We start from the raw sequence: 23,644 nt of genomic DNA on the forward strand, positions 1-23,644 counted from the left end.
GCAGATGACGCGGACAGCCACAGTCAACTACCACGTTCACAAGCCCTGGCGGCAAGCCTTTGAACTAGATGCAGGCGGGATTGCTGGTAATTTGATTTCGCCCGAACTGGCCAGCACGGCTGTTGCATTGACAGATGCCCGCACCACGAGCAACACAGTTACATTTGCGTCTGATGCTGTTGAGTTCGCGCTGCTGGAAACGCAGGTACAAGATTTTACCGGCGAGGTCTGGAAACCGACATACGATGCGGAACTAACGGCAATGCTCTCGTACAAGTTAGGTGCGCGCGAGGTTGTGGTTTTTGATCACACGGTTCGGATAGATGACCCAGGAGCGACGCGCAAACCCGCGCGCAACGTCCACAGTGACTATAGCAAGGATGGAGCCGAACAGCGGCTTGTCGATCTTTTGGGTGCCGAGGCCGCAGCGGAGTGGGCGCGCGGTCACTATGCTTTTGTTAATGTGTGGCGCCCTGTGGATCATCCTATCAACTCAGCACCCCTGGGCTTTGTTCGCCCGTCATCAGTTGAACCGTCTGATTGGATTTTGCTGGACCTGATCTATCCCGACCGCAATGGGCAAATAATGGGGCTGGTAGGAAACCCCAGGCATGAATGGATTTATCAATCGAAGATGACGCCGGATGAGGTCGCGATCTTCAACATCTATGACAATCTAGGTGCTCCGTCGATCGCGCATAGTGCGCTTGATATGGTCGAAGATTCAAACGTCAACACCATTCGCAAAAGCATCGAGAGCCGCACCTTGGTGCGCTATTAAAGGAGAGCCGGACATGTTGGATAAAATGCAGCCTGCTGATTTTGCCCAAATCAACGTGGCCTATAACCGGGTATTTCGACCGGGACAGCTGAGCGTTGGCCTTGTGTTGCCGCTCGAAGCATATGCAGTCGGTGCAGAGCCGACGCTTCGGGATCATCTGGAAGCGGCTCGGAAAGCGGAGAACCTCGGGTTTGCATCACTTTGGCTGCGCGACGTGCCATTCAACGTTCCAAGCTTTGGTGATGCAGGACAGATTTTCGATCCATTTGTCTATCTGGGTGCGCTTGCTGCGGTGACGGACCGAATTGCCCTTGGAACGGCGAGCGTGATCCTGCCATTGCGTCACCCCGCTCATGTAGCCAAGGCGGCGGCGAGCGCGGATGTGCTCTCGGGCGGACGGTTGCTCTTGGGTGTAGCCTCCGGGGACCGGCCTGAGGAGTATCCGGCTATGAACCAGAGCTATGATGACCGCGGGGCACGTTTCCGCGACAGCTTTGACTACATCCGCGCCGTTGGATTGGACTATCCCGAGCGTGAAAGTGCACAGGGTACGCTGTCTGGCGGGATTGACCTGCTGCCAAAGCCGCATGGGACCCGCCTACCGATGATTATTACGGGTGGTAGCCAGCAATCCCCCGATTGGGTGGCGCAGAACGGCGATGGTTGGATGACCTATCCGCGCAATGCGACTGCCCAAAGGCAGGTTATTGCGGACTATCGGAGGCGCGGTAAGGAAGCGGGCCAGCCAGACAAGCCTGTCATGCAATCCCTGTATATCGATGTCGTTGCCGATCACGCCGCACCACCGCGCCCGATCCATCTTGGGTTTCAGTCTGGCACCGATTTCCTGCGTAGCTATCTACGTGAAATAGAAACGCTTGGGGTCAATCACGTTGCACTGAACCTACGGTTCAATCAAGCGCCCATCGATACGACCCTCGAACACTTGGCAGATACCGTACTGCCCGACTTTTCCTAAAGGATCAGATCAATGACCAAGACTATACTCATTACAGGTTCAACCGACGGCATTGGTTTGCTCACGGCAAAGAAGCTGGCCGCCGATGGACACAAAGTACTTCTGCATGGACGCAGTACCTCCAAATTGGACAGCGCGGCCTCCGAAGTCGGCGGCGATGTCGAAACTTATAGCGCTGATCTGAGCGATCTGTCCGCAGTGCGAGAACTGGCTGAGAGCGTAAAGGCCAAACATGACAAACTGGACGTGTTGATCAACAATGCAGGTGTGCTGAAAGCTCCGCAAACCGTGCTTGCGAATGGGCAGGACATCCGCTTTGTCGTCAACACACTCGCACCCTATCTGCTCACAGAATTGCTGATGCCGATCATTCCCGCCGCCGGGCGCGTCGTGAACCTGTCATCGGCAGCGCAGGCCCCGGTGAATATTAATGCACTGGAGGGTAGTGTCCCGCTGGCTGATATGGAGGCTTATGCGCAAAGCAAGCTGGCGATCACCATCTGGACCCGGGAATGGGCCAAATCTCTGTCCGATGCACCCGTCATGGTCGCGGTAAATCCGGGATCGCTGTTGGCCTCAAAGATGGTGAAAGAAGGATTCGGCCTAGCCGGGAACGATATGAACATCGGCGCTGATATCCTGATTGACGCAGCATTGGGTGATCGGTTCGCTGATGCGTCAGGTGCCTATTTTGACAATGACAGCGGTGCCTTCGCGAATCCACATGCCGCAGCACTGGACAAAGCACATGTTGCCGACGTCATGAACTCGATCAGAGGTTTGATTAACCAGACCAACTGACCCGCGCTGCACTAAATCCAGACGCGCTTCCAACTTTAACCTCCCTTACCCCTCGCGTGTGCCGCGTCGAGGCCCAAGAAAGGACTGTCTGATGAAATATGAGAACTTTCAAACCTTTGACGTTGCTGTTGAAAACGGCATCGCAACAGTCACATTCAACTTTGGCACCGTAAACGTGCAAGGCCAGGAAATGCTGGCCGACCTCAACAGTCTGGCCATGCGGCTAGAGCGAGACCGCGAAACCAAGGTCGTGATCTTTCAGTCCGCCAACCCGGAAATCTGGGTCTGCCACTACGATACCGAGCTGCTCAAGGATATGTCGACTGAGGCCGTATCCCGGGAGGACGCACAGCTTTTGGACCTTCAATCGGTCTGCGAGCGGATCAGCAAGGTGCCACAAGCCACCATCGCAAAGCTGGAAGGGTTCGCACGTGGTGGCGGACACGAGTTGGCGTTGGCGCTCGACATGCGATTTGCGGCGCGGGGTAAGTACAAGTTCATGCAGATGGAAGTTGGAATGGGCATCCTGCCTTGCGGCGGCGGTGCTTCGCGCATGGCACGTCAAACCGGCCTTGGAAAAGCACTTGAGATCATCCTGAGCGCACAAGACTACGATGCGGATGATGCAGAACGTCTGGGCACCATAAACAAGGCTTTGGAGCCAGATGAGATTGGCCCGTATGTGACAGCGCTCGCCGAGCGGATCGCAAAATTCCCGGCAGAGTCGATCAATGCCTGCAAGCAGATGGTCTATGAATCCATTGACAAACCAATTGATGAAGCGCTGAAGGCCGAAGCCTATTGGCTGTATCAGGCCACAAGCAAAACCCCGGCGGTCAAACGGTTCACCATCGCGGATGAACAGGGTCTGGAACACGACATCGAAAACCAGCGCAAGTGGGGCGATCTGGTTATGCAGGTTCAGGATATCAACTGATCCGTCCTCCAACACAATGATCACGTCAGGCGTGCGCTGTTCAAAGCCGCGCCTGACACTTCGTCAAAAAAAGGAATATCCCAATGAAAGCAATGGTTCTGAACGCCTACGGACCCGATGCTCCGTTCGAGCTTGTAGAAATGCCCGAACCGGTCGCAACGTCTGGGCATGTAGTCGTCAAAGTGGCCGCGACCAGCGTCAATACCGTCGATACAATGATCCGAAGCATGGGCGCGGATCTACCTCTGTCCCCCAATTTGCCCGCGGTCCTTGGCATGGATTTTGCTGGCACAATCACAGCCGTTGGCGAAGGTGTTACAGGTTTTTCCATAGGCGATGAGGTGTATGGCTGCGCCGGTGGTATGATGGACCTCCCTGGTTCGCTAGCCGAGTACATCAATGCGGATGCCCGCCTGATTGCACACAAACCCAAGACGCTGAGCATGCGAGAAGCCGCGGCGCTGCCTCTCGTAGGCATCACCGCCTACGAAGGATTGACGCGCGCCGGTGTTGGCGAAGGGCAGACCGTTCTGGTTCAAGGCGGTGCCGGTGGCGTTGGTCATGTTGCCGTTCAAGTTGCGCGCCACCTTGGCGCAACCGTGTCGGCAACAGGTCGCGGAGCGGATCAGTTAGCCCTCATCGAGGGTCTCGGTGCGCGCCCGTTGGATTTCACAACCCAAAAGGTCGAGGACTACGTGGCCGAACACACTGATGGCGTGGGCTTCGATGTGGTGTTTGATAGCGTGGGTGGGCCTAACATGACGAACTCGTTCGAAGCGACCAAGCTCAATGGCCAAGTCGCCTCAACAGTCGCGATGGTCGAGATTGATCTGACACCTGTGCATTTCAAAGGTCTGTCTCTGCACGTCGTCTTCATGCTGATCCCGATGGTGCATGATGTTGGGCGTCAATCCCATGGTGACATCCTGAAAACTCTGGCGGAAATGGCGGATGCGGGCCAACTCAAACCAATTGTTGACGAACAGAGATTTGGGTGGACCAATGTCGATGCTGCCTATGAGCGCCTGACAAACGGAGCGGCGGTCGGAAAAGTTGTTGTAGAGCTGTGAACGGAACCGGCCGGGATTGGTGCGCAGAGATATAATTGTGCACCATTACAGTATGGCCTGATATTGATATCGACCGTCAGTACTCAGCCAAGCTGAATGCAAGTTGCAGCTCAGATTGCTATGAACTCAAAGCACTGGTCGGAGCTGACGCAGGACATGGATCCCCTCCGCTGCTGGCGATACTAACTGATACCGCCATTGCGGTTTCCAGTCCCAAGAACCTTTACTTCCAGCCAGTGGAAACCAAATGCGATCACGCCCGCGACGAGAATATAGAATACGGCCAACAGGATGAGCGGCTCGTAAATAATGAAAGTGTCGGAGCGCACACGTGAAGACACGGCGTAAATGTCGACGACAGTGATCGTCGCAACCAATGGAGTTGCTTTGAGTTGTAATATGGTTTCACCGCCCAATGTCGGCAGGACGTTGCGGATAGCCTGCGGCAACCAGATACGGCGAAACATGGTGAAACGTGGCATGCCAAATGCCTTGGCTGCCTCAAGCTGACCCTTGGCGACCCCTTTGAAGGCACCGCGCATCACCTCTCCTTCGTAGCCGGCATAGGACAACGTCAGCGCCAGTACTGCATATGGCCAGGCCTGCCGCAAATAGGGCCACAACTCGGAAGAGCGTATCCAGGGGAACTGCGGAAACAAAGACCCAAGCCCATAATACAATAACCAGAGTTGCAGCAGCAGCGGTGTGCCACGGATGATAGTGCAAAATGCCTTGGCCGGGGCGGCAAGATACCAAGGCCCAACCGCCTGTGCCAATCCAAGAGGAACGGCGAGTAGGAAACCCAAAACTACGGTGACCACCAACAGCCAGATTGTCGTCCAAATGCCCTGAAGGGCGAGCGGCGCATATTTCGGGATCCAGTCCCACTGAAGAGAGACGGCGCACCAGACAACGATTCCAGCGAATATCAGCATCATCACAATGCGATGTGGTTGCATCAACGATCTGAAATCAATCATCTGCCCCCTCCCTTCAGAGAGGGTTGGCCGCGACGCGCCCATTTCTCAATCCGAGCGAAGATGCCGCCCGAACACAGCGTTACCATGAGATAAAGAAATCCCGCTGCCAGAAAGAAAGTAAAATAGGCGCGTGTACTGCTTGCAGCCTGGCGGGTTTCGAGTGTCAGCTCGTTGAAACCCACAACAGCGAGCAACGCGGTATCTTTGGTTGCAATCAGCCACAGGTTGGCAAGACCTGGCACGGCGAAGCTCATCATGGCCGGGATTGTCACGCGGCGCATGGTCATGAAGGCGGGCATACCGTAGGACTTGGCCGCTTCGATCTGACCGGGCGGAACCGCCTGAATAGCCCCGCGCAAAATCTCGGTCGCGTAAGCGCCCTGGACCACACCCAGCACCCATATGCCTGCGCCAACACCACTGACCTCAACCCGACCCCCGCCCATTGCGGCGGAGATTTTGTTTATGATGTCAGATCCCACGTAATACAGGATCAGGATCAGGACCAGCTCGGGCACAGCCCGGATCACCGTCGTGTAGATGGCGAGAAGATCGCGCGTGACCTTCCCGCCATAGAGTTTGCCATAAGCTCCGAACAATCCGATCACGAGACCGAGGGCATAAGCGCCGAAAGCGATCTGCAATGAGTGGGACAATCCGCGCAGCAGATTGGCCCCCCATCCCGGCGGCGAGAGCGACAAAAGCTCTGCGCTCTGCGCCAATCCAAGTGAATCCAACAGTCCGTTCACGGCAGCGGCTTAGTAAATGCTGGCCGAGAAATAGTTCGATGTGATCTTCTCGTGCGTGCCATCGGCAAGAATTGCGGCGATGCCTTTGTTCAGCGCCTCACGCAGGTCATCTTGCCCTTTGCGCACTCCAGCCCCAACGCCGCGTCCCAGAATAGCGGGATCATCTGCAACGGCGCCTTTAATTTCACAGCAAGCGCCCGCATCCGAGTTTACAAAGTCGGCCATGGCGATGCTGTCTGCTTGAGTTGCATCAATACGGCCTGCGAACAGGTCCTGATTGGCCTCATCCTGTGTCTGATAAACCCGCAGTTCAGCATCCTTGAAATATTCCTGCGCATAGGCCTGGTGGATGGTCGAAGCCTGAATGCCAACAACTTTACCCGCCAGCGACTCCGGTGTCGCTTCGATATCCATCGATTTGTCCGCAACGATTACAGCGGGTGTGTTGTAGTAAGGATCGCTGAAATCAATGGTTTTCAGCCGCTCCTCGGTGATCGACATAGAGGCCATGATGGCGTCGATTTGCTGCCCGGTCAGCGATGGGATGATACCGTCCCAGGCTACAGGCGTTATAACACAGTCCAGTTCGGCAGCTGCACAGACGGCATTGATAACATCGATCTCCCATCCAACCCAGTTGCCTGAGCTGTCAAGCGAAGCGAATGGTGGATAAGGTTCAGCCGCGATACCGATCTTGACCTCTTCGGCACTGGCGACACCAACTGAAAGGATGGCGGCGGCAACTCCGGACGCAAGCAGTTTCTTAAGGTTCATTTTGTTACTCCCTTTTGGTTCATTAGTTTGTTTTGACTGGATCAGGCGACCGAGCTGAGGAACTGCTTCAACCGCTCTGATTTTGGATTACCGAAGACCTCGGCAGGTGGCCCCTGCTCTTCAATGCGGCCTTCGAAAAGATAGACAACGTGGCTGGCAACTTCTCGCGCAAATTTCATTTCATGGGTGACGAGCAACATGGTGCGTCCTTCACCAGCGAGATCACGGATCACGTTCAAAACTTCGCCGACCAACTCGGGGTCCAGCGCCGATGTGGGCTCATCGAAAAGCATCACCGAAGGATCTACGGCAAGCGCACGGGCAATGGCGGCGCGTTGTTGCTGACCGCCAGATAGATAGGCCGGAAAGGTGTCGGCCTTGTCACCAAGCCCTACCCTTTTCAACAGGTCGTGCGCCCGCGAGATAGCCTCTGCCTTTGGCACCTTGAGGACATGTATCGGCACTTCGATCACGTTCTCCAAAAGCGTGCGATGAGTCCACAGATTGAACTGCTGAAAAACCATTGCCAGCCGCGTTCGGATACGCTCGATCTGGCGGCGGTTCGCGGGACTGCCATCGGCGTGCATTTCAACCAATTCACCGCCAATGGTGATTTTTCCCGAACTCGGCGTTTCCAAGAAGTTGATGCAGCGCAGCATGGTGGATTTGCCCGAGCCTGACCCCCCGATGATTGCGACAACGTCCCCCTTGTTGGCAGTCAGGGAGACACCCTTCAGGACCTCTAGCGCACCAAAGGATTTGTGCAGGTCCTCAATCTTTATCGCCTCAATGGACGCAGTGGCTTCGGGTGTGGGTGATGCTGCTTCGGCTGTGTCCATATCCAACAATCTTCTGATTTCAGCTTGCAGTAAGCCTCGAATCTCGCAATTATGCAAGTGTATAATAACTCCATGCCATGGATGACACTGACGTGCAGGACGACAGCCGCAAATTTAAACGTGAGTCTGCTGAGTTTCGGCGCGAGGCGCTGATATTGGCGACTTTGGACCTGATCGCCGAGATGGGCGTCCACGGTGCCACGGTGCGTGATATTGCAGCCCGCGCGAACGTGACCCAAGGGTTGATCCGTCATTATTTCTCTTCAAAGGAAGAGTTGGTTCAAGCGGCGTATGAGCACCACATGAATACGCTAACCGATCAGACAGCAGCTTCGTCAGGAATGGGAAGCGCGGTATCTCAGTTGACCAACTTCGTTGACGCGTCGCTGCGACCACCAATCGTTGATCCAAGCGCCGTGGCGTTGTGGGCCAGCTTTCTGAACAAGGTGCAACATGATTCAAAAATGCAGCGCATTCACCAGCAGACCTATAACTATTTCCGGGGTCACCTCGAGGAGCTGATCGTCGCCGCATTGCTGGAAACCGGACGTTCAGTTGCTGCAACGGAGGCAACGCAACTGGCCATTGCTTGCAACGCGGTAATCGACGGCCTTTGGCTGGAAGGCGGTGCGCTTCCGGACGCGTTTTCCGAAGGGCAACTGGCGCGGATCGGCTTGGACTCCGTGAGCGCCATCCTGGGGATACCATTAAACAAAGAGGCGGAGCAGCCATGAAGACAACATCTGTGACTGAGCGTTTAGCGGGGTTGGGTGGTGCCAAATGGGGTGTACACCTGAAAGCACGTGACCTTATCAAAGCCGGAGTGGATATCGTCGAAATGACGATTGGAGAACCGGATGTGCCCGTGCCCACCGTATTGGTAGAAGCCACCGTAACCTCCTTGCGGGCACAACGGACAGGGTATTCCAACGGGCGCGGTGAAGCCGGACTGCTTGACGCGCTTGCTGCTCGCTATTCAGCCTCTCGTGGGCGGCCCTTCGGACCCGAGAACTTTTTGTGCTTTCCCGGGACGCAAACCGCCCTTTTTGCAGTGATGTCCGGGATTGCAGAGGCCGGAGACGAAGTTTTGGTTGGTGATCCGATGTACGCGACATACGAAGGAGTCGTGCGTGCATCCGGGGCGGATATGGTGCCTGTGCCGCTTCGGCCAGAGCACGGGTTTCGCATGCAAGCCGAAGATATTGCCGCACGCATCACTCCACGCAGCCGCGCCATTCTTCTGACAACGCCACACAACCCGACAGGTGCAATTCTGACTACCACGGAAATTGCCGAAATCGGGCAGCTCGCCATGGCGCACGATTTATGGATCATCTCGGACGAGGTCTATGAAGAACTGATCTTTGACGAGGCCGAATTTGCTTCACCATTGGCAGACCCGAAACTGGCGGATCGTGTCATAGGTGTATCATCCATCTCGAAATCACATGCTGCCCCAGGGTTTCGTAGCGGTTGGTGTGTCGGACCAGCAGCGTTTTGTGAAGCGCTGCTGCCGTATTCCGAAACAATGCTCTTTGGCAATCAGCCCTTCATCGCGGACATGACCGAAAAGGCAATCCGCGACGGGTCCGAGGTTGCGCCCGGCATGGCCGCTCGTTTCTCTCGCCGCGCCACCCTGCTGGCTGATCGTCTTGAAGCAGAAACGGATCTGACGGTTCATCGCCCAGAGGCGGGAATGTTCGCCCTCATCAACGTTTCTGCCACCGGGTTTGATGGTGAAGCTTATGCGTGGGATCTGTTACAGGCCGGGGTGGCTGTCATGCCAGGGTCCGCCTTTGGCGACGGTCTGAAAGACTGGGTCCGGGTCGCGCTGACGATTAGTGACGCCGATTTTGCCACAGCGGTTTCTCGCATCATTGATCACGCCAACAGCAAATCACGCGAGGTTGCATGAGCGGAATGACAATCGGCGAAGCTTTGGTTGCCAAGCTTCGCCAAAGAGATGTGACCTGCGTCTTCGGAATTCCGGGCGTTCACACGGTCGAACTTTACCGCGGTCTTGCGGCTTCGGGCATTCGTCATATCACGCCTAGGCATGAACAGGGTGCTGGTTTCATGGCTGATGGCTACGCGCGTGTTTCGGGGAAACCGGGTGTGACCTTTGTGATCACCGGCCCCGGATTGACCAACACCTTGACACCGATGGCGCAGGCGCGCGCTGATTCAATTCCGATGTTGGTGGTCTCTGGTGTCAATAAGACCACTTCACTTGGCAAGGGCTTGGGACATCTGCATGAATTGCCAGACCAACTGGGGCTGGCCAGAACAGTTGCGTTGGTGTCAGAACAAGTTCCCGACACCAACGCTCTGGACCCGGTCTTGGACCGCGTTTTTCACGACCTGACGAACGGTCGCCCAGGGCCGGTGCATATAGAGGTCCCGTTGGATGTAGCAGCAGAAAAATATCAAAAATCACCAGTCGAGACGCTCGATCCAGCACCCCCGGTCAATCCAGACTTTATCTCACAAGCGGCTAGGCAACTGGCTGAAGCAGATAGAGTTGTCATTCTGGCGGGTGGCGGCGCGAAACAAGCTGAAACCGATTTACAGACATTGGCTGAAACTCTCGATGCCCCCGTCGTGCAAACCGTCAACGCACGGGGCCTGATGCACGGACATCCACTGACCGTTCCGGCCAGCCCCAGCCTCAAAGCAGTACGCGAGCTGATAGAAAGCGCTGATTGCGTTCTGGCTTTGGGAACCGAATTGGGGCCAACCGACTATGACATGTACGCCACCGAGCAAATAGCAGGAAGGTCAGGCCTGATCCGGGTGGATCGCTGCAGCGATCAACTGGCGCGACATGAGGCAGCGCTTACCATTCAAGGTGACGTTAATTTGGTTGTACCGGCGCTGTTTGGGGCATTGTCCAATGAGGCCAAGCAAGACGACGGTGCCGAGCGCGCCAGCAAAACACGCCGCGCCGCCTGGGAGGAAATAGGTCCGGACTATCGCCATCAGGTCGAAATCCTGAACGCCATTCGCTCGGCAGTTCCGAATGCATTGATGGTCGGAGACTCTACCCAACCAATTTATGCCGGCAATCTTTTCTATGACCACGACCGGGCCGGGGGTTGGTTCAACGCTGCAACGGGATATGGCGCGCTCGGCTACGGGATACCCGCTGCCATCGGCGCGTCGATCGCCGATCCGACTGCAAGGGCGATCTGCATTGTCGGCGATGGAGGTGCCCAGTTTTCATTGCCTGAAATCATGGCCGCAGCAGATGAAAACCTGCCGGTCACCTTCGTGATCTGGAACAATCATGGATACCAGGAAATTGCCGCGTCGATGCGGGATGTGGGTGTGACCGTCATAGGTTGCGATCCTTCGCCCCCGAATTTTTCTGCATCAGCCAAGTCTTTTGGCATTCCATTCACCAAGGTTCCGGCCGAACCACAGGCTGTCGCGCAGGCGTTGCGCGAAACTGTCGCTTTAGATGGGCCAGCAATGATCGAAGTCATCGCTCCGAAATGTGAACCTCAGAAAGATTGAAACATGTCAGACCCGACCTTTGAGTTCTCCCGCGCCATCACCCGCCGCCCGGCTGCGACCATTGCCGGCGGTTTGCGTGCAAAGGATATTGGAAACCCCGATTTCGAAGGAATGATGGCGGCACATAAGGCTTATGTGGCTGCACTGAAAAGCACCGGGGCTGAAGTGATCGAACTTGATCCCCTTGACGCGTTCCCCGACGCACAGTTTGTCGAGGATACGGCCCTTTGCCTGCCGCAAGGCGCTGTGCTGATGCGACCAGGCGCACCATCGCGGATGGGTGAGGTGGCAGAAATGGCGCCAAATCTTCGCGCTTGCTACGAGACGGTTCTGGAAATCAACGGCCCCGGCCATATCGAGGCCGGAGATATTCTTGTAACTGGCCGCGAAATTTTGGTGGGCAGATCAGACCGCACGGACGCTGAGGGTGTCGCCGAGCTGGCTAAAATCACTTCCGCGTGGGGCCACAAACTGCGCGAGGTGTTTACACCGGAAGGCGTTTTACACTTCAAGACAGATTGTTCACTGATGGATGCTGAAACAATCCTGTCTACCCGAAGACTTGATGCATCAGGCTGCTTTGAGGGCTACCGAGTGCTTCATGTTGCTGATGGGGAAGAAGCTGCTGCCAACGCGATCCGCTTCAACAATCTGGTGCTGATGGCTGCTGGCTTCTCACGCACAGCGGACATGTTGGATCGTGAAGGGTTTGAGATCGTAGAAATTGACAACACCGATTGCGCCAAGCTGGATGGCGGCATGTCATGTCTCTCGCTAAGATTTTGAAGGGTTATTCGTCAACTTTTGGTTATCGGCGGTCATATAGTTGGCGAATGAATATCAAGCCGCACGCTATCTGCGACAGCCGGGGCCGTTCTATGAATCTGTTCATCGCGGCAGGACAAGTCAGCTATGCATATCCGCATCTATGATGGCGCGGATCCGTTGCAAATCCTCAAGTTCGATGCCGGTGATCTCGTCATAAAGGTCGCGAAACTCGGGCTCATCCATCAAAAACTCAATCTTAGCCTGGTGCCAGGCAACAGCTTTTTCGTGTAGCTGCGCAATCTGGGGAATGGCTAGCAACGCTTCCATCGCCACTGACAATCTGGCCAGGTTGCGTTGGATAGTGACGTCCTGATACTGGTTCCAATCCATCCGTATCCAATAGTTGCGCCCGACAGTGCGATCCACATGCAGGGCCCGTCCGCGTTGGCGCTTGACCAAGAAAGACTGCGCAGATCTTAGTGCGTAGTGGTTTAGCTGGACCAGTTCATAACCGATGGTCTTGATATCGGATCTCCAGCCATTCTTTGCCACTTTGTGCGTGATATCCTGACCCGATCCATTGACCCATAGCACCTGTCCGGCTTTTGCTTCTTTAAGCTTATTGGGCCGGTGACAGCTTAGTTTACGATAGGCACGAATATTCCTGGTGGCGGTCTTGAAGCCCCAAGCGGTATGCGGTTTGGGCAGATATGACGCAGCGCATCGGTCAAATTGCGCCAGGACCGACCTGTCTTCGTAGGTCTTTATCCCGGCCGACCCAAATTGCCGCCAGGTCATGGCAATATTGCTGACCCCCTCGGGCAGGCGCTTATAAAGTTCCGGCAGTGTCCCGTTACCAAAGCGGATGTTGATAAACTCATCCACATCAATATGAATAACCCAATCAGCACGTTTGACCACCTTGAGCTTTGCAGACTGGTTCAGAGCCCACTGTTGCGGGGAATTGCCCTTCCATTTGTTGTTGTCGACATGCGTGACCAGACCGGTTTTGGCCAGCGCATCCAGCATCAGATCCGTGCCATCCTCGCAGCCATTGGTATAGATAACAAAGTGATGCACACCGATCGATTGATGGTATGCAATCCATTCCAATAGGAAAGGGCCTTCGTTTTTCATGCAACCGATCAGCACCGTGCCGCTGGTACCCTCTGGCGGCCTGAGGTCCACCGGCACCGTGTCACCCATGGGTCGACTTTCGTCAAAACTTGTCAGGTCATTGCGCGGCAAAAAGCGACGGGCAAATGGCAGCACTTCTTTTGGAGTGGATTCTTCTTTTGCAGAGGAGGCCAGGGTAGAGAATACAGGAGGCTGCGCAGTCAGATCATCTGGCCATTCAATCCGGTTAACTATCGCATCGGCACCAAATTGTGTGGCCCAAATTCTGGCGCGATCAGATCCTGAATCAAGATCAGTCAAAATCAGGATGTCGGCCGCCAATTGCCCCAAAACTTCGTGGACTCGACCAACAGAGACTTCCGTGGTGAGGTTTTCTGCTAGCCCTGGCATGGCCAAAAGCATGAACCGCGGTCGCTCATTAGCAATCGCACTGGCGAGTGCGGGCAAAAAATCGGGCGGCTCGGCCTTTGCACGTCTTCGCCATGTAATCTGCGCAAACGTAACCAGTTGCTGCTGCAAATCCGCATTATCGATACTCAAAACAGACGCAACCCCATTGGCTTGGTGCGCCTGATCCCGAGCTGTGTCGCGTATATCCAGGATTAGCTGCATTAGTCAGCGGGCTCTTGATGGATGGGAACCAGCTGGTCGCCAAGGGCTTGTTCCAGTTTTCGGATGGTTCGCCGCCGCTGCCGCCAGAACATTTCTTCCCAGGCCAGATCAGGTGAGACAAATCCTGCATCGGCAAGCATTTTATGCAATCTGGACATGTCAAGCTCTCCAAGTGAATGGCGGTTGGGGCGACCGCGCGAAGCCAATACCCAATCAGTGCGAATGGCATTGGCGACTAAAGGCTCTTGCCCGCAAAAGGCCGCTAGCTGAGCCGAGATATTGTGATGCACCGAAGAAGTGCGGCGCGGGATCATTGCAACCTGCTGATCTGGACGGCCTACCAGAGCAAAAAGATGCAGTGCCGACCCGTCTAGTGCAACGATCTGACGGGCGGCTTTGTAACGCGCGATCTGCTTTTCCATCGGGTGTTGTTCCGGATAGAAAATCTCGTAACCGTTCTGGCGCAAATTCTCTTCGAGAAACTCTTCTCCGATAACGCCACCCCGCCGTATTCCAAGACCCGCGCGCGAGATATAAAGCCGCTCCGGCCCATCAGGGGGAACGTCGGCGCCAAAATTTTGATGAATCAAGGCACGATATTCAGGCGTTCCCGCCACAATCGGGCCCAGCCCAAACCCCTGACCGGGCACCTGCAGATGTTCTACCTGAGTTGGCTCGGTCACCACTTTGATTGGCAGATCAATACCCAGAAGCGCAAAAAAATTATGCTGCATAGGGCGTGTTTCACCCCCATTGGCGGGTCGCTTGGGGGTAAAGAGGACCCCATCAATATCCTTCGCGATTGCCGGCAGCGGCCAAAGACGTGCGGTGCTTTCAGCAAGGAAATGACCAAAGTGTACCCATAACAGCCCGGCATAAAGCCAGCGACCCGACAATTGCGGCAAAGGGCCTGTTGGCGATACCGGTTGGGTGGTCATGGCACGCTTTCCCCGCCAAAGCGCCCCATGCGCGCAATATTCCCGGTCTTCAGTCAGAACACCGGCTTCCTGCACCGTATCGGAGACTGCGGGCGGAACCACAATAGCCCGCTCAAGTGCAACAAGTTCACGTGACCATCCTTGATCAGGCTGAGGAGGTTGGTTCAGATCATTATCGTTAAGCGTAGACATCTTTGTTCACACCCGGTCAGAGCGACCGGGTCGACAAAGACATGCTTTTAGTCGGTCTTCTGGTGTTAAAGGCCGGGATAGATGATCGGCGAATATCCTTGTGATCTGTAGCCAGCTTCTTTGACATTCGCCTATCCCATAAACTGGACCCCAGATTAATCCAAGATCTGTGTTCGGGCTTCATAACATTCGGCCTTATTCACCCCAGTATTCTGATATGGCCGTACCTGCGCCGCTGCAAGTAATCGTAGTGAAATTTCTACGCCAGAAAAAGTAAAGGCTCTATCCGTAGGAAGACAATCGAATATGTTGACAGTGTCGCAGTTTATCATCCTTGCCTGAAGCGACCGCCATTACTTTGATTGCCAAGTTGTTGCACGTTGTACTCAATACAGTGGCCGGTTGGGGAACTGTCTGCCGAACAACTTGGCACTACGGTGTTAGCAGATGACGCCTAGTGTTTTTGATTCCGATCGTCCGAAACTTGGACACATACTGGCGCTTCTGACTTGCCCGGACATTTTAATCTTGGTCAACAGACTTCAGCACATCCTGTGGCATCGCCTTAGAAGGATCGATGTCATGTTTCTTGCATAGCTTGGCGACCTGGCTGTTGGGATGCGGCAAAGGAAACCCACCGTCCATATTGTATTTCTTGCGCATGCTTGAGCCGCCAATGTGATGAACCCCCAACGCGTTTTCATCGAGCGATATGCGGGAAAACCGCGGCCGGAAATAATTCAAGCGCATGGCCGTAGGTTCTTGGGAATAGAATGACTCGGGTGGCAGGGCGTGTTTAACTTCACCGTTTTTGCCCAGAAAATACGAGATAGCCTGAGGCCCGAACGTATAAAATGGCAGCTGCGACAGGTTTTCCAACGGTACCGAGAAAGAGCCGTCTTCATTGGACTTGCCGATGGAAACATCAATATTTTTTTTCCACGGCCAGTCATTGGGGATCACGATCTCAGACCCGTTCATAAAGTCATGCATACCCTGCAATGTTGGAGAACTGTGCGGCAGCCGGAGAGCCGCATTGTTAAAATAGCGTTTCTCTTTTGCGAAAATATACGGAATGTCGGGGATCGGCTGCATACACAACATATCGCAATCCATCCAGATTTCGTCGGATTCCCGAAGCATGTTGATCCTGAAAAAATCCGACAACGGGGCATAAGCGCTGTTTCGCTTTTCGTTTCGCCATATTTTCAGGTGGTCAGGCAAGAAAATACGTGCATCCGCATTTTCAACGCCCGGTGGTGTATTCGTGATTTCATTCAAAGAGTACAACTTGACCTTATGGCCGTGATCCACAAAGCTTTTGAGGCAGAGTTGCTCGAAAAAAGTCAGACTGGATCCATGCCAAAACGATGAAATTACTGGAGAAATATCCATGCTGGATCGATGCCCGTTATGTTTTTCACTTGCTCCGCATTAGCATGGCTCCGGTATTCGATCCACTGGTTTAATGATCCCGATACAACCGCAATTGTGATGGTGACCCAACCGTCCAATATGAACTGTCTGTAGCGCAGGTCCGTTAGTCAGAATTCTCGCACCTTTGTGTTTCGCGAAAAAGAACGAGCGGTAACGATCAAACTATAGGGGCTCGCAATAAGCAGTAATTGTTTGGTTACCTCAACTTTGGTCCAGTTTTCTCAGTCCTCCCCGACAAAGGTCGTAAGATCACCCAAACTGTCTTAAATCGGATCGTCCAATAAGACCTCAGGATGCTCTTGCTTAAGGCGGAAAATTCACCGATCAAGGTTGCCACAAATCCAGACTTACTGGGCAATAGAGGAAGCCGGTGACTCTAAAGACGTGCAATCAGCGATTTTGGCCCTTCCCAAACACAGGACTCCTTTGAAGATGGCCACCTGGGGTGTCGTTACCATGGTCAAAGAGCCGCCAGAGCTGGTGGCTATATTTGCTTCCTATTATGCGTCACTCGGCGCGCAAGAGATCTTTATCTTTCTGGATGGTGATGATCCGAAAGCGCGGCAACTTCTGGCTCAGATACCGAACTGTCGCGTTGAAGTGATGGATGACACGTTTTTTCGAAGAAACTGGGACTGTGCTTATCCAGAAAACAGTTTCAGACGCCAAAGGCTGATAGCGACAAAAGCCTATCGAGAAGCAAAAGTCGATTGGATGCTTTTCCTCGATGCGGACGAGTATCTGCAAGCCGATGATTTTGCACAAGAGCTTGCTGACCTGCCCTCGGATGTTGATACGATTTCAATTCCTAATGGCGAGCGTGTGTTTTCAACCGAGGACACCACACCCGGACTTTTTGGTGGTCTTATGCTGAAGCCTAAGCACACCCGCGGCTATGTCGCCCGAAGCTTATTCGGAGAAGAACGACTCAAATACAGCGACAGAGGATTTTGTGCGCATCGTTTCGGAAAAAGCGCCACCCGAACGGGGAAGAACATCAAGTTAGGTGTTCATGCGCCACAGCGGTGGAGAGGCAACATCAAGCGACATGTTTCTCAACAATCGGTCATTTGTCACTTTGACGGACTGACCGAAATTCACTGGATGCTCAAATTGCTGAGATATCATGATATGGGAACATATGAATCACCTAAGGGCAGCAACGATTTCCGCTATGAACAGGTCCAATTCCTGAAAAATTCATCTTCTATGAATGCTGTTCAAGAGCTTCATGACATTATCCGAAAATACGACAAGGACACCGAAGAAAGACTGAGGGGTCATGGTCTTCTCGATGATGTGCAGGTCCGCCCTTTCCGGGGTTTGGATACTTATTATCCTGAACACGAGTTTGACTTGTCGGTTGAGTGGTTCAACGAGGTTCTGAAGACGAATATGTCGGACCTCTATGCGAGATTACCGACATGATGTTTGATGCAAATAGTCTGACCTTATGCAAAACATGCTCTACCGGCCGCTCATCCTTGGAATGGAGCAAGAATGACCGAAACGAACCCTGATGTTGCGATCCAGTACCGTGGATTGAAGATACCTTCATCGCCATTTCTGGACGAAACGATCATGAATCTGATCGAGCAGGACAATTATGAAAGCTGGGAAATGGATGGCGCTTTGAGCGTCGTTCAACCTGAGGATCGTATTCTGGAAATGGGCGCCGGGCTGGGTATCGTGAGTGGTGTTGTCGCGCTCGAGAACAAACCAGAGGCTATTCTCAGTTTTGAAGCCAATCCAAATCTAATTCCACACATCCGTCGTTTACATGCCCTAAATGGGCTTTCAGACCGGATCGAAGTCCGGAATGCGATTCTAAGCGCCAATCCAAAGGATCCCGACTCAATTCCGTTTCATATTGACGCTTCATATCTAGGGTCTTCAGTTTTTGATAATGCTGGTGAATCAACAACATCAGTGCGCGTGGCTAAAGCGGACTTCGAAGCTGTGAAACGAGAGTTCGCTCCGACGGTTCTTGTGATGGATATTGAGGGGGCGGAACTGGATTTCTTGAGGAATGCGGACCTGTCGGGCATTCGAGCCATTGTTATTGAATTCCATCGCCTCATTTATGGGCACAAAGGTGTTCGGGCCTGTAAAAGGATTCTTTCTAACGCAGGTTTTCTACGGCTGGACGATTTGTCTTGGAGGGTCGTTTGGACCTGCACGCGAAATCTTGGCTGAACCCTCTTCATTGCGATGGGCATTTTTCGGGTTAGGTGAATTGGCCAAGGCAGTTGAGCGCCCTGACATGAGACTATCGGCCGGCTTGTGACCTGAATTTGCCCATCGCAATTCACGCGCTGCAACTATCTGCATCTATGAGCAGTAACTTGTGACAGAATCTCAAAAAACTGTTTCTGTCTTCGATCTCGGATCGCGGGGCTGATGAAATGACCACGGTGTCGGCGCTGTATGTCCCCGTCTTATTGTGTCGTTTTCCGGTCATAGCATCTGGAAACACCACGATTTTGCGACACCAGCAACACCCCGAGTTAATCGAAATACTCAAGGGGAGGTCGCAACCACCAAACTGCGCGCAACAAATTTGTTGACGAGACCTGATCTCATCAATAATCGGTAACCATCTGTTGGGGTGCCCCTCGGGGCTGAGATGCTGACTTGCAAACCCATTGAACCTGACCCGGTTAGGACCGGCGGAGGAAACAGGCATAACGGGCGCCCCGTGTCACAACTCGTGTCACTACGCAGGCTCTGGGTCTTTCCACGCACATCCTGACCATGACAACGAAGGATGTGCCATGGTTGCGACTGCATTGACGATTGCCGGTTCCGACAGCGGAGGCGGCGCGGGCATTCAGGCGGATCTCAAATCATTCGGCGCGATGGGCGTGTACGGTTGCAGCGTACTCACCGCGATCACAGCGCAGAATACCTGTGACGTGACCGCAGTACATCCGGTACCCGACAATGTGGTCGCCGCTCAGATCAAGGCGGTCCTGGACGACATCCGCATAGACGCCATCAAGATCGGAATGCTGGGTACGCCATTATTGGTCGAAACAGTGGCCCGTGCATTGGAAGGTTTTTCCGGACCTGTCGTCCTCGACCCCGTCATGGTGGCGAAATCCGGGGTCGCCCTGCTTGAAGATCAAGCGATTGCCGCGCTGAAGCAGTATCTTCTGCCGCGCGCTGACCTGCTGACACCAAACCTGCCCGAGGCGGACAAGCTGCTGGGACAAACCCATAAGGGCGACAGTGCCGGACTGGTTGCGCCGTTGCTGGCGCTAGGTCCTAAGGCAGTTCTGATCAAGGGCGGCCATGCCGATGGCATTGATTGCCTTGATGTGCTGGCAAAGTCAGGGTTCGTTGTCACGCTGGGGGCACCGCGGATCGCGACCCGCAACACGCATGGTACTGGCTGCAGTTATTCCGCAGCAATTGCGGGCTGCCTTGCGCGGGGCATGGATCTTGAGACTGCGGTGCGGCGGGCGCATGGCTGGTTGCACGCCGCAATAAAACGTGCCGACGGGTTGGAGATTGGACAAGGCCACGGCCCGGTGCATCATTTTCACGAGATGTGGGCATGAGCGCTGTCACCATACTGGGTGCAGGGGTTGCCGGGCTTTGCGTTGCAGCCGAGCTGGTGTCACGCGGTGTTTCCGTACGGATGATCGACCCGGCAGGTCCCGTGAATACGCATTCCTGCAGCTGGTGGGCCGGGGGCATGTTGTCGCCGGAATGCGAGGGCGCAGTCGCCGAACAGCCCGTTGTGGAACACGGGCGTAAAGCAGCGGATTGGTGGCAAAAGCAGGGGGCGCAGTTCGGTCTGGATGTGACCCGGAACGGTACCATGGTTGTCGCTCTGGGCCGGGATCAGAGCGAGCTGACGACGTTTGCACGGCGCGCCGAAGGCGTGGAATGGCTGGACCGCGAGGGCATCGCGCTCCACGAGCCGCATCTGGCCGAGCAATTCGGCAAGGTGTTGTTCATCGCGAGTGAAGCGCATCTCAATCCCCGCCCGATGTTGACCGGGTTGCATGCACACCTGGTGGCTTCGGGCGTTGAGTTTCTGACTGCAGGCGAAACGCTGGGTCAGGTCATCGACTGCCGTGGTCTGGCCGCGCAGGATCGGCTGAGCGATTTGCGCGGGGTAAAGGGTGAGATGCTCATCGTGCGCTGCCCGGATGTTTCGCTATCGCGTCCCGTGCGGCTGCTGCATCCTCGTTTCCCGCTCTACATCGTACCGCGCGGCGATGGCGTATTCATGTTGGGCGCAACCCAGATCGAAAGTGGGCAGCGCACCCGCGCAAGCCTGCGATCCGTGATGGAACTAATGAATGCGGCCTACGCGTTGCATCCAGCCTTTGGTGAAGCCGAGCTGCTGGAAATCGGAGTCGATGCCCGCCCGGCCTTTGCGGACAATCAGCCACGCATCCGCCATTTCGACGATCGCATCATGGTGAACGGGCTGTACCGCCATGGCTATCTGCTTGCTCCGGCGTTGGCAGGGATGGTGGCAGATCTGGTGACCTGCGGCACGCAGCCCGCGCTTTGGTACGAGAACTGCCAAAACACGAAAATCGCACACAAAACACCGGGGAGAACCACATGAAACTGATGGTGAATGGTGAGGCCGTCGAGGCCAAAGGCCCCAGCCTTGCCGATCTTCTGGTCGAACTAGGCAAAGGCAATGACAAACTGGCCACGGCGGTGAACGAGGTGTTCGTTCCGGCATCAACACGTGCGGCGCAAATGCTTTCCGATGGGGACCGGATCGAGCTGGTTTCGCCGCGGCAGGGGGGCTGACATGCCGGAATTCTACGGCAAGGAAATAGCGTCGCGCCTGATGTTGGGCACCGCGCAGTATCCGTCGCCCGCAGTGCTCGCCGATGCGTTTCGACGTTCGGGCGCAGGCATTGCCACGGTGTCGCTGCGTCGCGAGGCGGGTGGTGAAAGGGCCGGGCAGGATTTCTGGTCTCTGATCCGTGATTTGGGTGTCGAGGTGTTGCCCAATACCGCCGGGTGCTACTCAGTACGCGAAGCGGTCACTACGGCGCAGATGGCGCGCGAACTTTTCGAGACCAACTGGATCAAGCTTGAGGTGATCGGCCATGCCGACACTCTGCAGCCCGACCCGTTCGGCCTTGTGGAGGCGGCGCGCATCCTTGCCGACGATGGGTTCGACGTCTTCCCCTATTGCACCGAAGATCTGGTGCTGTGCGAGAAACTGATCGAGGCAGGCTGCCGGGTACTGATGCCCTGGGGTGCGCCGATCGGCACCGGATTGGGGCTGAATAATCTCTACGGCCTGCGCTCGGTCCGGGCTCATTTCCCCGAGGTGCCTCTGGTGGTCGATGCAGGGCTGGGTCTGCCATCACAGGCGGCACAGGCCATGGAAATCGGCTACGACGCGGTGCTGCTGAACACGGCGGTCGCTAAGGCTGGTGATCCGGCGGCGATGGCCGAAGCGTTTGCGCGCGCGATCGAAGCCGGGGCCTTGGCCTTCGTTGCCGACGCGATGGAACCGCGCGACATGGCCGCGCCTTCTACCCCTGTTTTCGGAAAGGCCATGCTGTGACGCTGCCGTCGTTCTACCCGATATTCGATGACGTTTCATGGCTGCGCCGAATGCTGCCGCTCGGCGTGCGGTTGGTGCAACTGCGCATTAAGGAACAGCCCCTGGATGCGGTGCGCGCGCAATTGGCGGAGGCGCGGGAATTGTGCCGCGACCACGGCGCGGCTCTGGTCGTCAATGACTATTGGCAAATGGCGATTGAGCTTGGCTGCGACTGGGTGCATCTGGGGCAGGAAGATCTGGACACCGCTGATGTTGACGCGATCCGGGCCGCCGGGTTGAAACTTGGCGTCTCAACCCATGACGAAGCAGAGCTTAAGCGTGCGCTGGCTTTGCAGCCGGACTATGTGGCGCTTGGGCCGGTGTATCCGACCATCCTCAAGAAGATGAAGTGGCACCAGCAGGGTGTCGAAAAGCTGACCGACTGGAAGGCGCGGATCGGACCTATTCCGCTTGTGGCGATAGGTGGCATGTCGGTCGAGCGCGCGCCGGGTGCTTTCGCCGCCGGGGCCGACATCGTGTCCGCCGTGACCGACATCACCTTGAAGGACGACCCAGAGGCCCGTGTACGCGAATGGCTAAGGATCTGCCCATGAGCCGCTATGCACGCCAGATTGCTGTACTTGGCTTTGGCGCGTCGGGGCAGGAAAACCTGCGCACCGCGCATGTACTGGTGATTGGCGCAGGAGGGCTTGCCGCACCAGTGCTGCAATATCTGGTCGGGGCCGGTGTGGGACGTATCCGTTTGGTTGATGCTGACAAGATCAGCCTGTCGAACCTGCACCGCCAAACGCTGTTCCGTGAACGCGACATAGGGCAATCCAAAGTGCAGGTGGCAGCACGCGAAATGGTGGCGCTGAATGATGAGGTGCGGATCGAACCGGTCGAAACCCGCTTTGATCCGGCCAATGCCTCGCAACTTTGTCAGGGCATCAATCTGGTGCTGGATTGTGCCGACAGTTTTGCCGCCAGCTATGTGGCCTCGGATGTTTGCCTTGATGCCGATTTGCCGCTGATCAGCGCCAGCGTGGTGGGCTCGGAGGGCTATGTCGGAGGCTTCTGCCACAAGGCTCCGGGTCTGCGCGCACTGTTCCCGGATCTGCCTGCAAGGCTGGGTTCCTGCGACGCCGATGGCGTGCTTGGCCCGACGGTGGGTATGATCGGCAGTCTGCAAGCGCAGATCGCGGTTGCGGTGCTGAGCGGGGACCTTACGCCAATGGGGCGTCTGGTGACCTATGAGGCCACCAGCATGCGCTTTGGCGGTTTTCGCTTTGACGGCGCGCCGGATCCCGCACCAGAGCCGGACTTCATAGCGCAAGAGATGCTTCGGGCCGACGATCTGGTAATCGACCTACGCGCCGCAGATGAAACTGGCCCGGAGCTGGCCGGGGCTCAGCGCCTCAGTGTCGATGAAATCGATCCGCGTGACCCCCTTTTGCAAAACAACAGACGCCTCATCCTTGCCTGCCGTTCCGGTCTTCGGGCCTGGCAGGCGGCGATGCGGATTTCCACGAAAAACGGGCCCGAAATCAAACTTCTGGCCCTAGGTGACAACAACTGAAACGAGGAAACCGAATTGAAAC

Annotated in this window: 24 protein-coding genes and 1 riboswitch; of the genes, 17 read left to right on the forward strand and 7 right to left on the reverse strand. The window is 55.4% G+C overall.

Features of this window, described 5'->3' with window-relative positions; all coding sequences use genetic code 11:
* Nucleotides 1-4 precede the first annotated feature (4 nt).
* The 5 genes from ACR0BT_RS07225 to ACR0BT_RS07245 all read left to right on the forward strand — a co-directional run bounded on the left by ACR0BT_RS07225 (nucleotide 5) and on the right by ACR0BT_RS07245 (nucleotide 4,568).
* Nucleotides 5-781 carry a CmcJ/NvfI family oxidoreductase gene (locus ACR0BT_RS07225; RefSeq protein WP_480762814.1) on the forward strand — a complete coding sequence of 259 codons (777 nt, stop codon included), beginning with the start codon at nucleotides 5-7 and terminating at the stop codon, nucleotides 779-781.
* Nucleotides 782-794: 13 nt separating this feature from the next.
* Complete coding sequence (locus ACR0BT_RS07230) at nucleotides 795-1,760, forward strand: LLM class oxidoreductase (protein ID WP_480762815.1); 966 nt, start codon at nucleotides 795-797, stop codon at nucleotides 1,758-1,760.
* A gap of 12 nt (nucleotides 1,761-1,772) precedes the next feature.
* Entirely contained in the window at nucleotides 1,773-2,561 is a 789-nt protein-coding gene (locus tag ACR0BT_RS07235; RefSeq protein ID WP_170509410.1) for an SDR family NAD(P)-dependent oxidoreductase, read from the forward strand.
* A 91-nt stretch (nucleotides 2,562-2,652) separates the two neighbouring features.
* Nucleotides 2,653-3,498 (forward strand): enoyl-CoA hydratase/isomerase family protein, encoded by an 846-nt coding sequence (locus tag ACR0BT_RS07240; RefSeq protein ID WP_170394211.1) that lies wholly within the window; start codon nucleotides 2,653-2,655, stop codon nucleotides 3,496-3,498.
* Nucleotides 3,499-3,581: 83 nt separating this feature from the next.
* Nucleotides 3,582-4,568, forward strand: coding sequence for a zinc-dependent alcohol dehydrogenase family protein (locus ACR0BT_RS07245; RefSeq protein WP_480762816.1), 987 nt, complete (start codon nucleotides 3,582-3,584; stop codon nucleotides 4,566-4,568).
* A gap of 182 nt (nucleotides 4,569-4,750) precedes the next feature.
* Here the strand turns inward: ACR0BT_RS07245 and ACR0BT_RS07250 are convergent, their stop codons facing one another.
* From ACR0BT_RS07250 to ACR0BT_RS07265, 4 genes are read right to left on the reverse strand one after another with little or no spacing between them, the layout of a single operon-like run.
* Nucleotides 4,751-5,548 carry an ABC transporter permease gene (locus ACR0BT_RS07250; protein ID WP_170625582.1) on the reverse strand — a complete coding sequence of 266 codons (798 nt, stop codon included), beginning with the start codon at nucleotides 5,546-5,548 and terminating at the stop codon, nucleotides 4,751-4,753.
* The gene (locus ACR0BT_RS07255; protein ID WP_170423024.1) at nucleotides 5,545-6,297 is read right to left on the reverse strand and encodes an ABC transporter permease; all 753 of its coding nucleotides are present in this window, start codon (nucleotides 6,295-6,297) and stop codon (nucleotides 5,545-5,547) included. Before ACR0BT_RS07255 ends, ACR0BT_RS07250 begins: the two co-directional genes overlap by 4 nt.
* 9 nt (nucleotides 6,298-6,306) lie before the next feature.
* Entirely contained in the window at nucleotides 6,307-7,071 is a 765-nt protein-coding gene (locus tag ACR0BT_RS07260) for a transporter substrate-binding domain-containing protein (RefSeq protein ID WP_170394204.1), read from the reverse strand.
* A gap of 41 nt (nucleotides 7,072-7,112) precedes the next feature.
* Nucleotides 7,113-7,910 carry an ATP-binding cassette domain-containing protein gene (locus ACR0BT_RS07265; protein WP_170561701.1) on the reverse strand — a complete coding sequence of 266 codons (798 nt, stop codon included), beginning with the start codon at nucleotides 7,908-7,910 and terminating at the stop codon, nucleotides 7,113-7,115.
* 77 nt (nucleotides 7,911-7,987) lie between these two features.
* On the opposite strand from ACR0BT_RS07265, the gene ACR0BT_RS07270 reads away from it, so the two are divergent.
* The 4 genes from ACR0BT_RS07270 to ACR0BT_RS07285 are packed head-to-tail and all read left to right on the forward strand — an operon-like array spanning nucleotide 7,988 to nucleotide 12,212.
* Nucleotides 7,988-8,644: a TetR/AcrR family transcriptional regulator gene (locus tag ACR0BT_RS07270; protein ID WP_480735361.1), complete on the forward strand. Its 657-nt coding sequence runs from the start codon at nucleotides 7,988-7,990 to the stop codon at nucleotides 8,642-8,644.
* A complete protein-coding gene (locus ACR0BT_RS07275; RefSeq protein WP_480762817.1) occupies nucleotides 8,641-9,825 on the forward strand; it encodes a pyridoxal phosphate-dependent aminotransferase in 1,185 nt (394 codons plus the stop codon). The genes ACR0BT_RS07270 and ACR0BT_RS07275 overlap by 4 nt, the downstream gene beginning before the upstream one ends.
* The gene (locus ACR0BT_RS07280; protein WP_480762818.1) at nucleotides 9,822-11,426 is read left to right on the forward strand and encodes a 5-guanidino-2-oxopentanoate decarboxylase; all 1,605 of its coding nucleotides are present in this window, start codon (nucleotides 9,822-9,824) and stop codon (nucleotides 11,424-11,426) included. The genes ACR0BT_RS07275 and ACR0BT_RS07280 overlap by 4 nt, the downstream gene beginning before the upstream one ends.
* Before the next feature lie 3 nt (nucleotides 11,427-11,429).
* Complete coding sequence (locus tag ACR0BT_RS07285) at nucleotides 11,430-12,212, forward strand: arginine deiminase family protein (RefSeq protein WP_480762819.1); 783 nt, start codon at nucleotides 11,430-11,432, stop codon at nucleotides 12,210-12,212.
* A gap of 120 nt (nucleotides 12,213-12,332) precedes the next feature.
* On the opposite strand, the gene ACR0BT_RS07290 is transcribed toward ACR0BT_RS07285, so the two are convergent.
* The 3 genes from ACR0BT_RS07290 to ACR0BT_RS07300 all read right to left on the reverse strand — a co-directional run bounded on the left by ACR0BT_RS07290 (nucleotide 12,333) and on the right by ACR0BT_RS07300 (nucleotide 16,468).
* Nucleotides 12,333-13,850: a glycosyltransferase family 2 protein gene (locus ACR0BT_RS07290; protein ID WP_480762820.1), complete on the reverse strand. Its 1,518-nt coding sequence runs from the start codon at nucleotides 13,848-13,850 to the stop codon at nucleotides 12,333-12,335.
* Between the two features lie 92 nt (nucleotides 13,851-13,942).
* Nucleotides 13,943-15,073 carry a glycosyltransferase family 61 protein gene (locus ACR0BT_RS07295; protein WP_480762821.1) on the reverse strand — a complete coding sequence of 377 codons (1,131 nt, stop codon included), beginning with the start codon at nucleotides 15,071-15,073 and terminating at the stop codon, nucleotides 13,943-13,945.
* Nucleotides 15,074-15,595: 522 nt separating this feature from the next.
* Nucleotides 15,596-16,468: a hypothetical protein gene (locus ACR0BT_RS07300; protein ID WP_170647002.1), complete on the reverse strand. Its 873-nt coding sequence runs from the start codon at nucleotides 16,466-16,468 to the stop codon at nucleotides 15,596-15,598.
* A gap of 474 nt (nucleotides 16,469-16,942) precedes the next feature.
* Between ACR0BT_RS07300 and ACR0BT_RS07305 the strand changes: the two genes are divergently transcribed.
* The 8 genes from ACR0BT_RS07305 to ACR0BT_RS07340 all read left to right on the forward strand — a co-directional run bounded on the left by ACR0BT_RS07305 (nucleotide 16,943) and on the right by ACR0BT_RS07340 (nucleotide 23,622).
* Nucleotides 16,943-17,938, forward strand: a complete 996-nt coding sequence (locus ACR0BT_RS07305) for a glycosyltransferase family 2 protein (RefSeq protein WP_480614228.1) — start codon at nucleotides 16,943-16,945, stop codon at nucleotides 17,936-17,938.
* Nucleotides 17,939-18,010: 72 nt separating this feature from the next.
* The gene (locus ACR0BT_RS07310) at nucleotides 18,011-18,706 is read left to right on the forward strand and encodes an FkbM family methyltransferase (RefSeq protein ID WP_480762822.1); all 696 of its coding nucleotides are present in this window, start codon (nucleotides 18,011-18,013) and stop codon (nucleotides 18,704-18,706) included.
* Between the two features lie 398 nt (nucleotides 18,707-19,104).
* Nucleotides 19,105-19,205, forward strand: a riboswitch (TPP riboswitch).
* A 79-nt stretch (nucleotides 19,206-19,284) separates the two neighbouring features.
* Complete coding sequence (gene thiD, locus ACR0BT_RS07315) at nucleotides 19,285-20,073, forward strand: bifunctional hydroxymethylpyrimidine kinase/phosphomethylpyrimidine kinase (RefSeq protein ID WP_480762823.1); 789 nt, start codon at nucleotides 19,285-19,287, stop codon at nucleotides 20,071-20,073.
* Nucleotides 20,070-21,098 carry an FAD-dependent oxidoreductase gene (locus tag ACR0BT_RS07320; protein ID WP_480762824.1) on the forward strand — a complete coding sequence of 343 codons (1,029 nt, stop codon included), beginning with the start codon at nucleotides 20,070-20,072 and terminating at the stop codon, nucleotides 21,096-21,098. Before thiD ends, ACR0BT_RS07320 begins: the two co-directional genes overlap by 4 nt.
* Nucleotides 21,095-21,292, forward strand: coding sequence for a sulfur carrier protein ThiS (gene thiS, locus ACR0BT_RS07325; protein WP_170394182.1), 198 nt, complete (start codon nucleotides 21,095-21,097; stop codon nucleotides 21,290-21,292). Before ACR0BT_RS07320 ends, thiS begins: the two co-directional genes overlap by 4 nt.
* 1 nt (nucleotide 21,293) lies before the next feature.
* Complete coding sequence (locus ACR0BT_RS07330; protein ID WP_170647008.1) at nucleotides 21,294-22,064, forward strand: thiazole synthase; 771 nt, start codon at nucleotides 21,294-21,296, stop codon at nucleotides 22,062-22,064.
* Nucleotides 22,061-22,657 carry a thiamine phosphate synthase gene (locus ACR0BT_RS07335; protein ID WP_480762825.1) on the forward strand — a complete coding sequence of 199 codons (597 nt, stop codon included), beginning with the start codon at nucleotides 22,061-22,063 and terminating at the stop codon, nucleotides 22,655-22,657. The genes ACR0BT_RS07330 and ACR0BT_RS07335 overlap by 4 nt, the downstream gene beginning before the upstream one ends.
* Complete coding sequence (locus ACR0BT_RS07340) at nucleotides 22,654-23,622, forward strand: ThiF family adenylyltransferase (RefSeq protein WP_480762826.1); 969 nt, start codon at nucleotides 22,654-22,656, stop codon at nucleotides 23,620-23,622. The genes ACR0BT_RS07335 and ACR0BT_RS07340 overlap by 4 nt, the downstream gene beginning before the upstream one ends.
* The last annotated feature ends 22 nt before the right edge of the window (nucleotides 23,623-23,644 follow it).

This window comes from Ruegeria sp. CJ6, assembly GCF_056536665.1.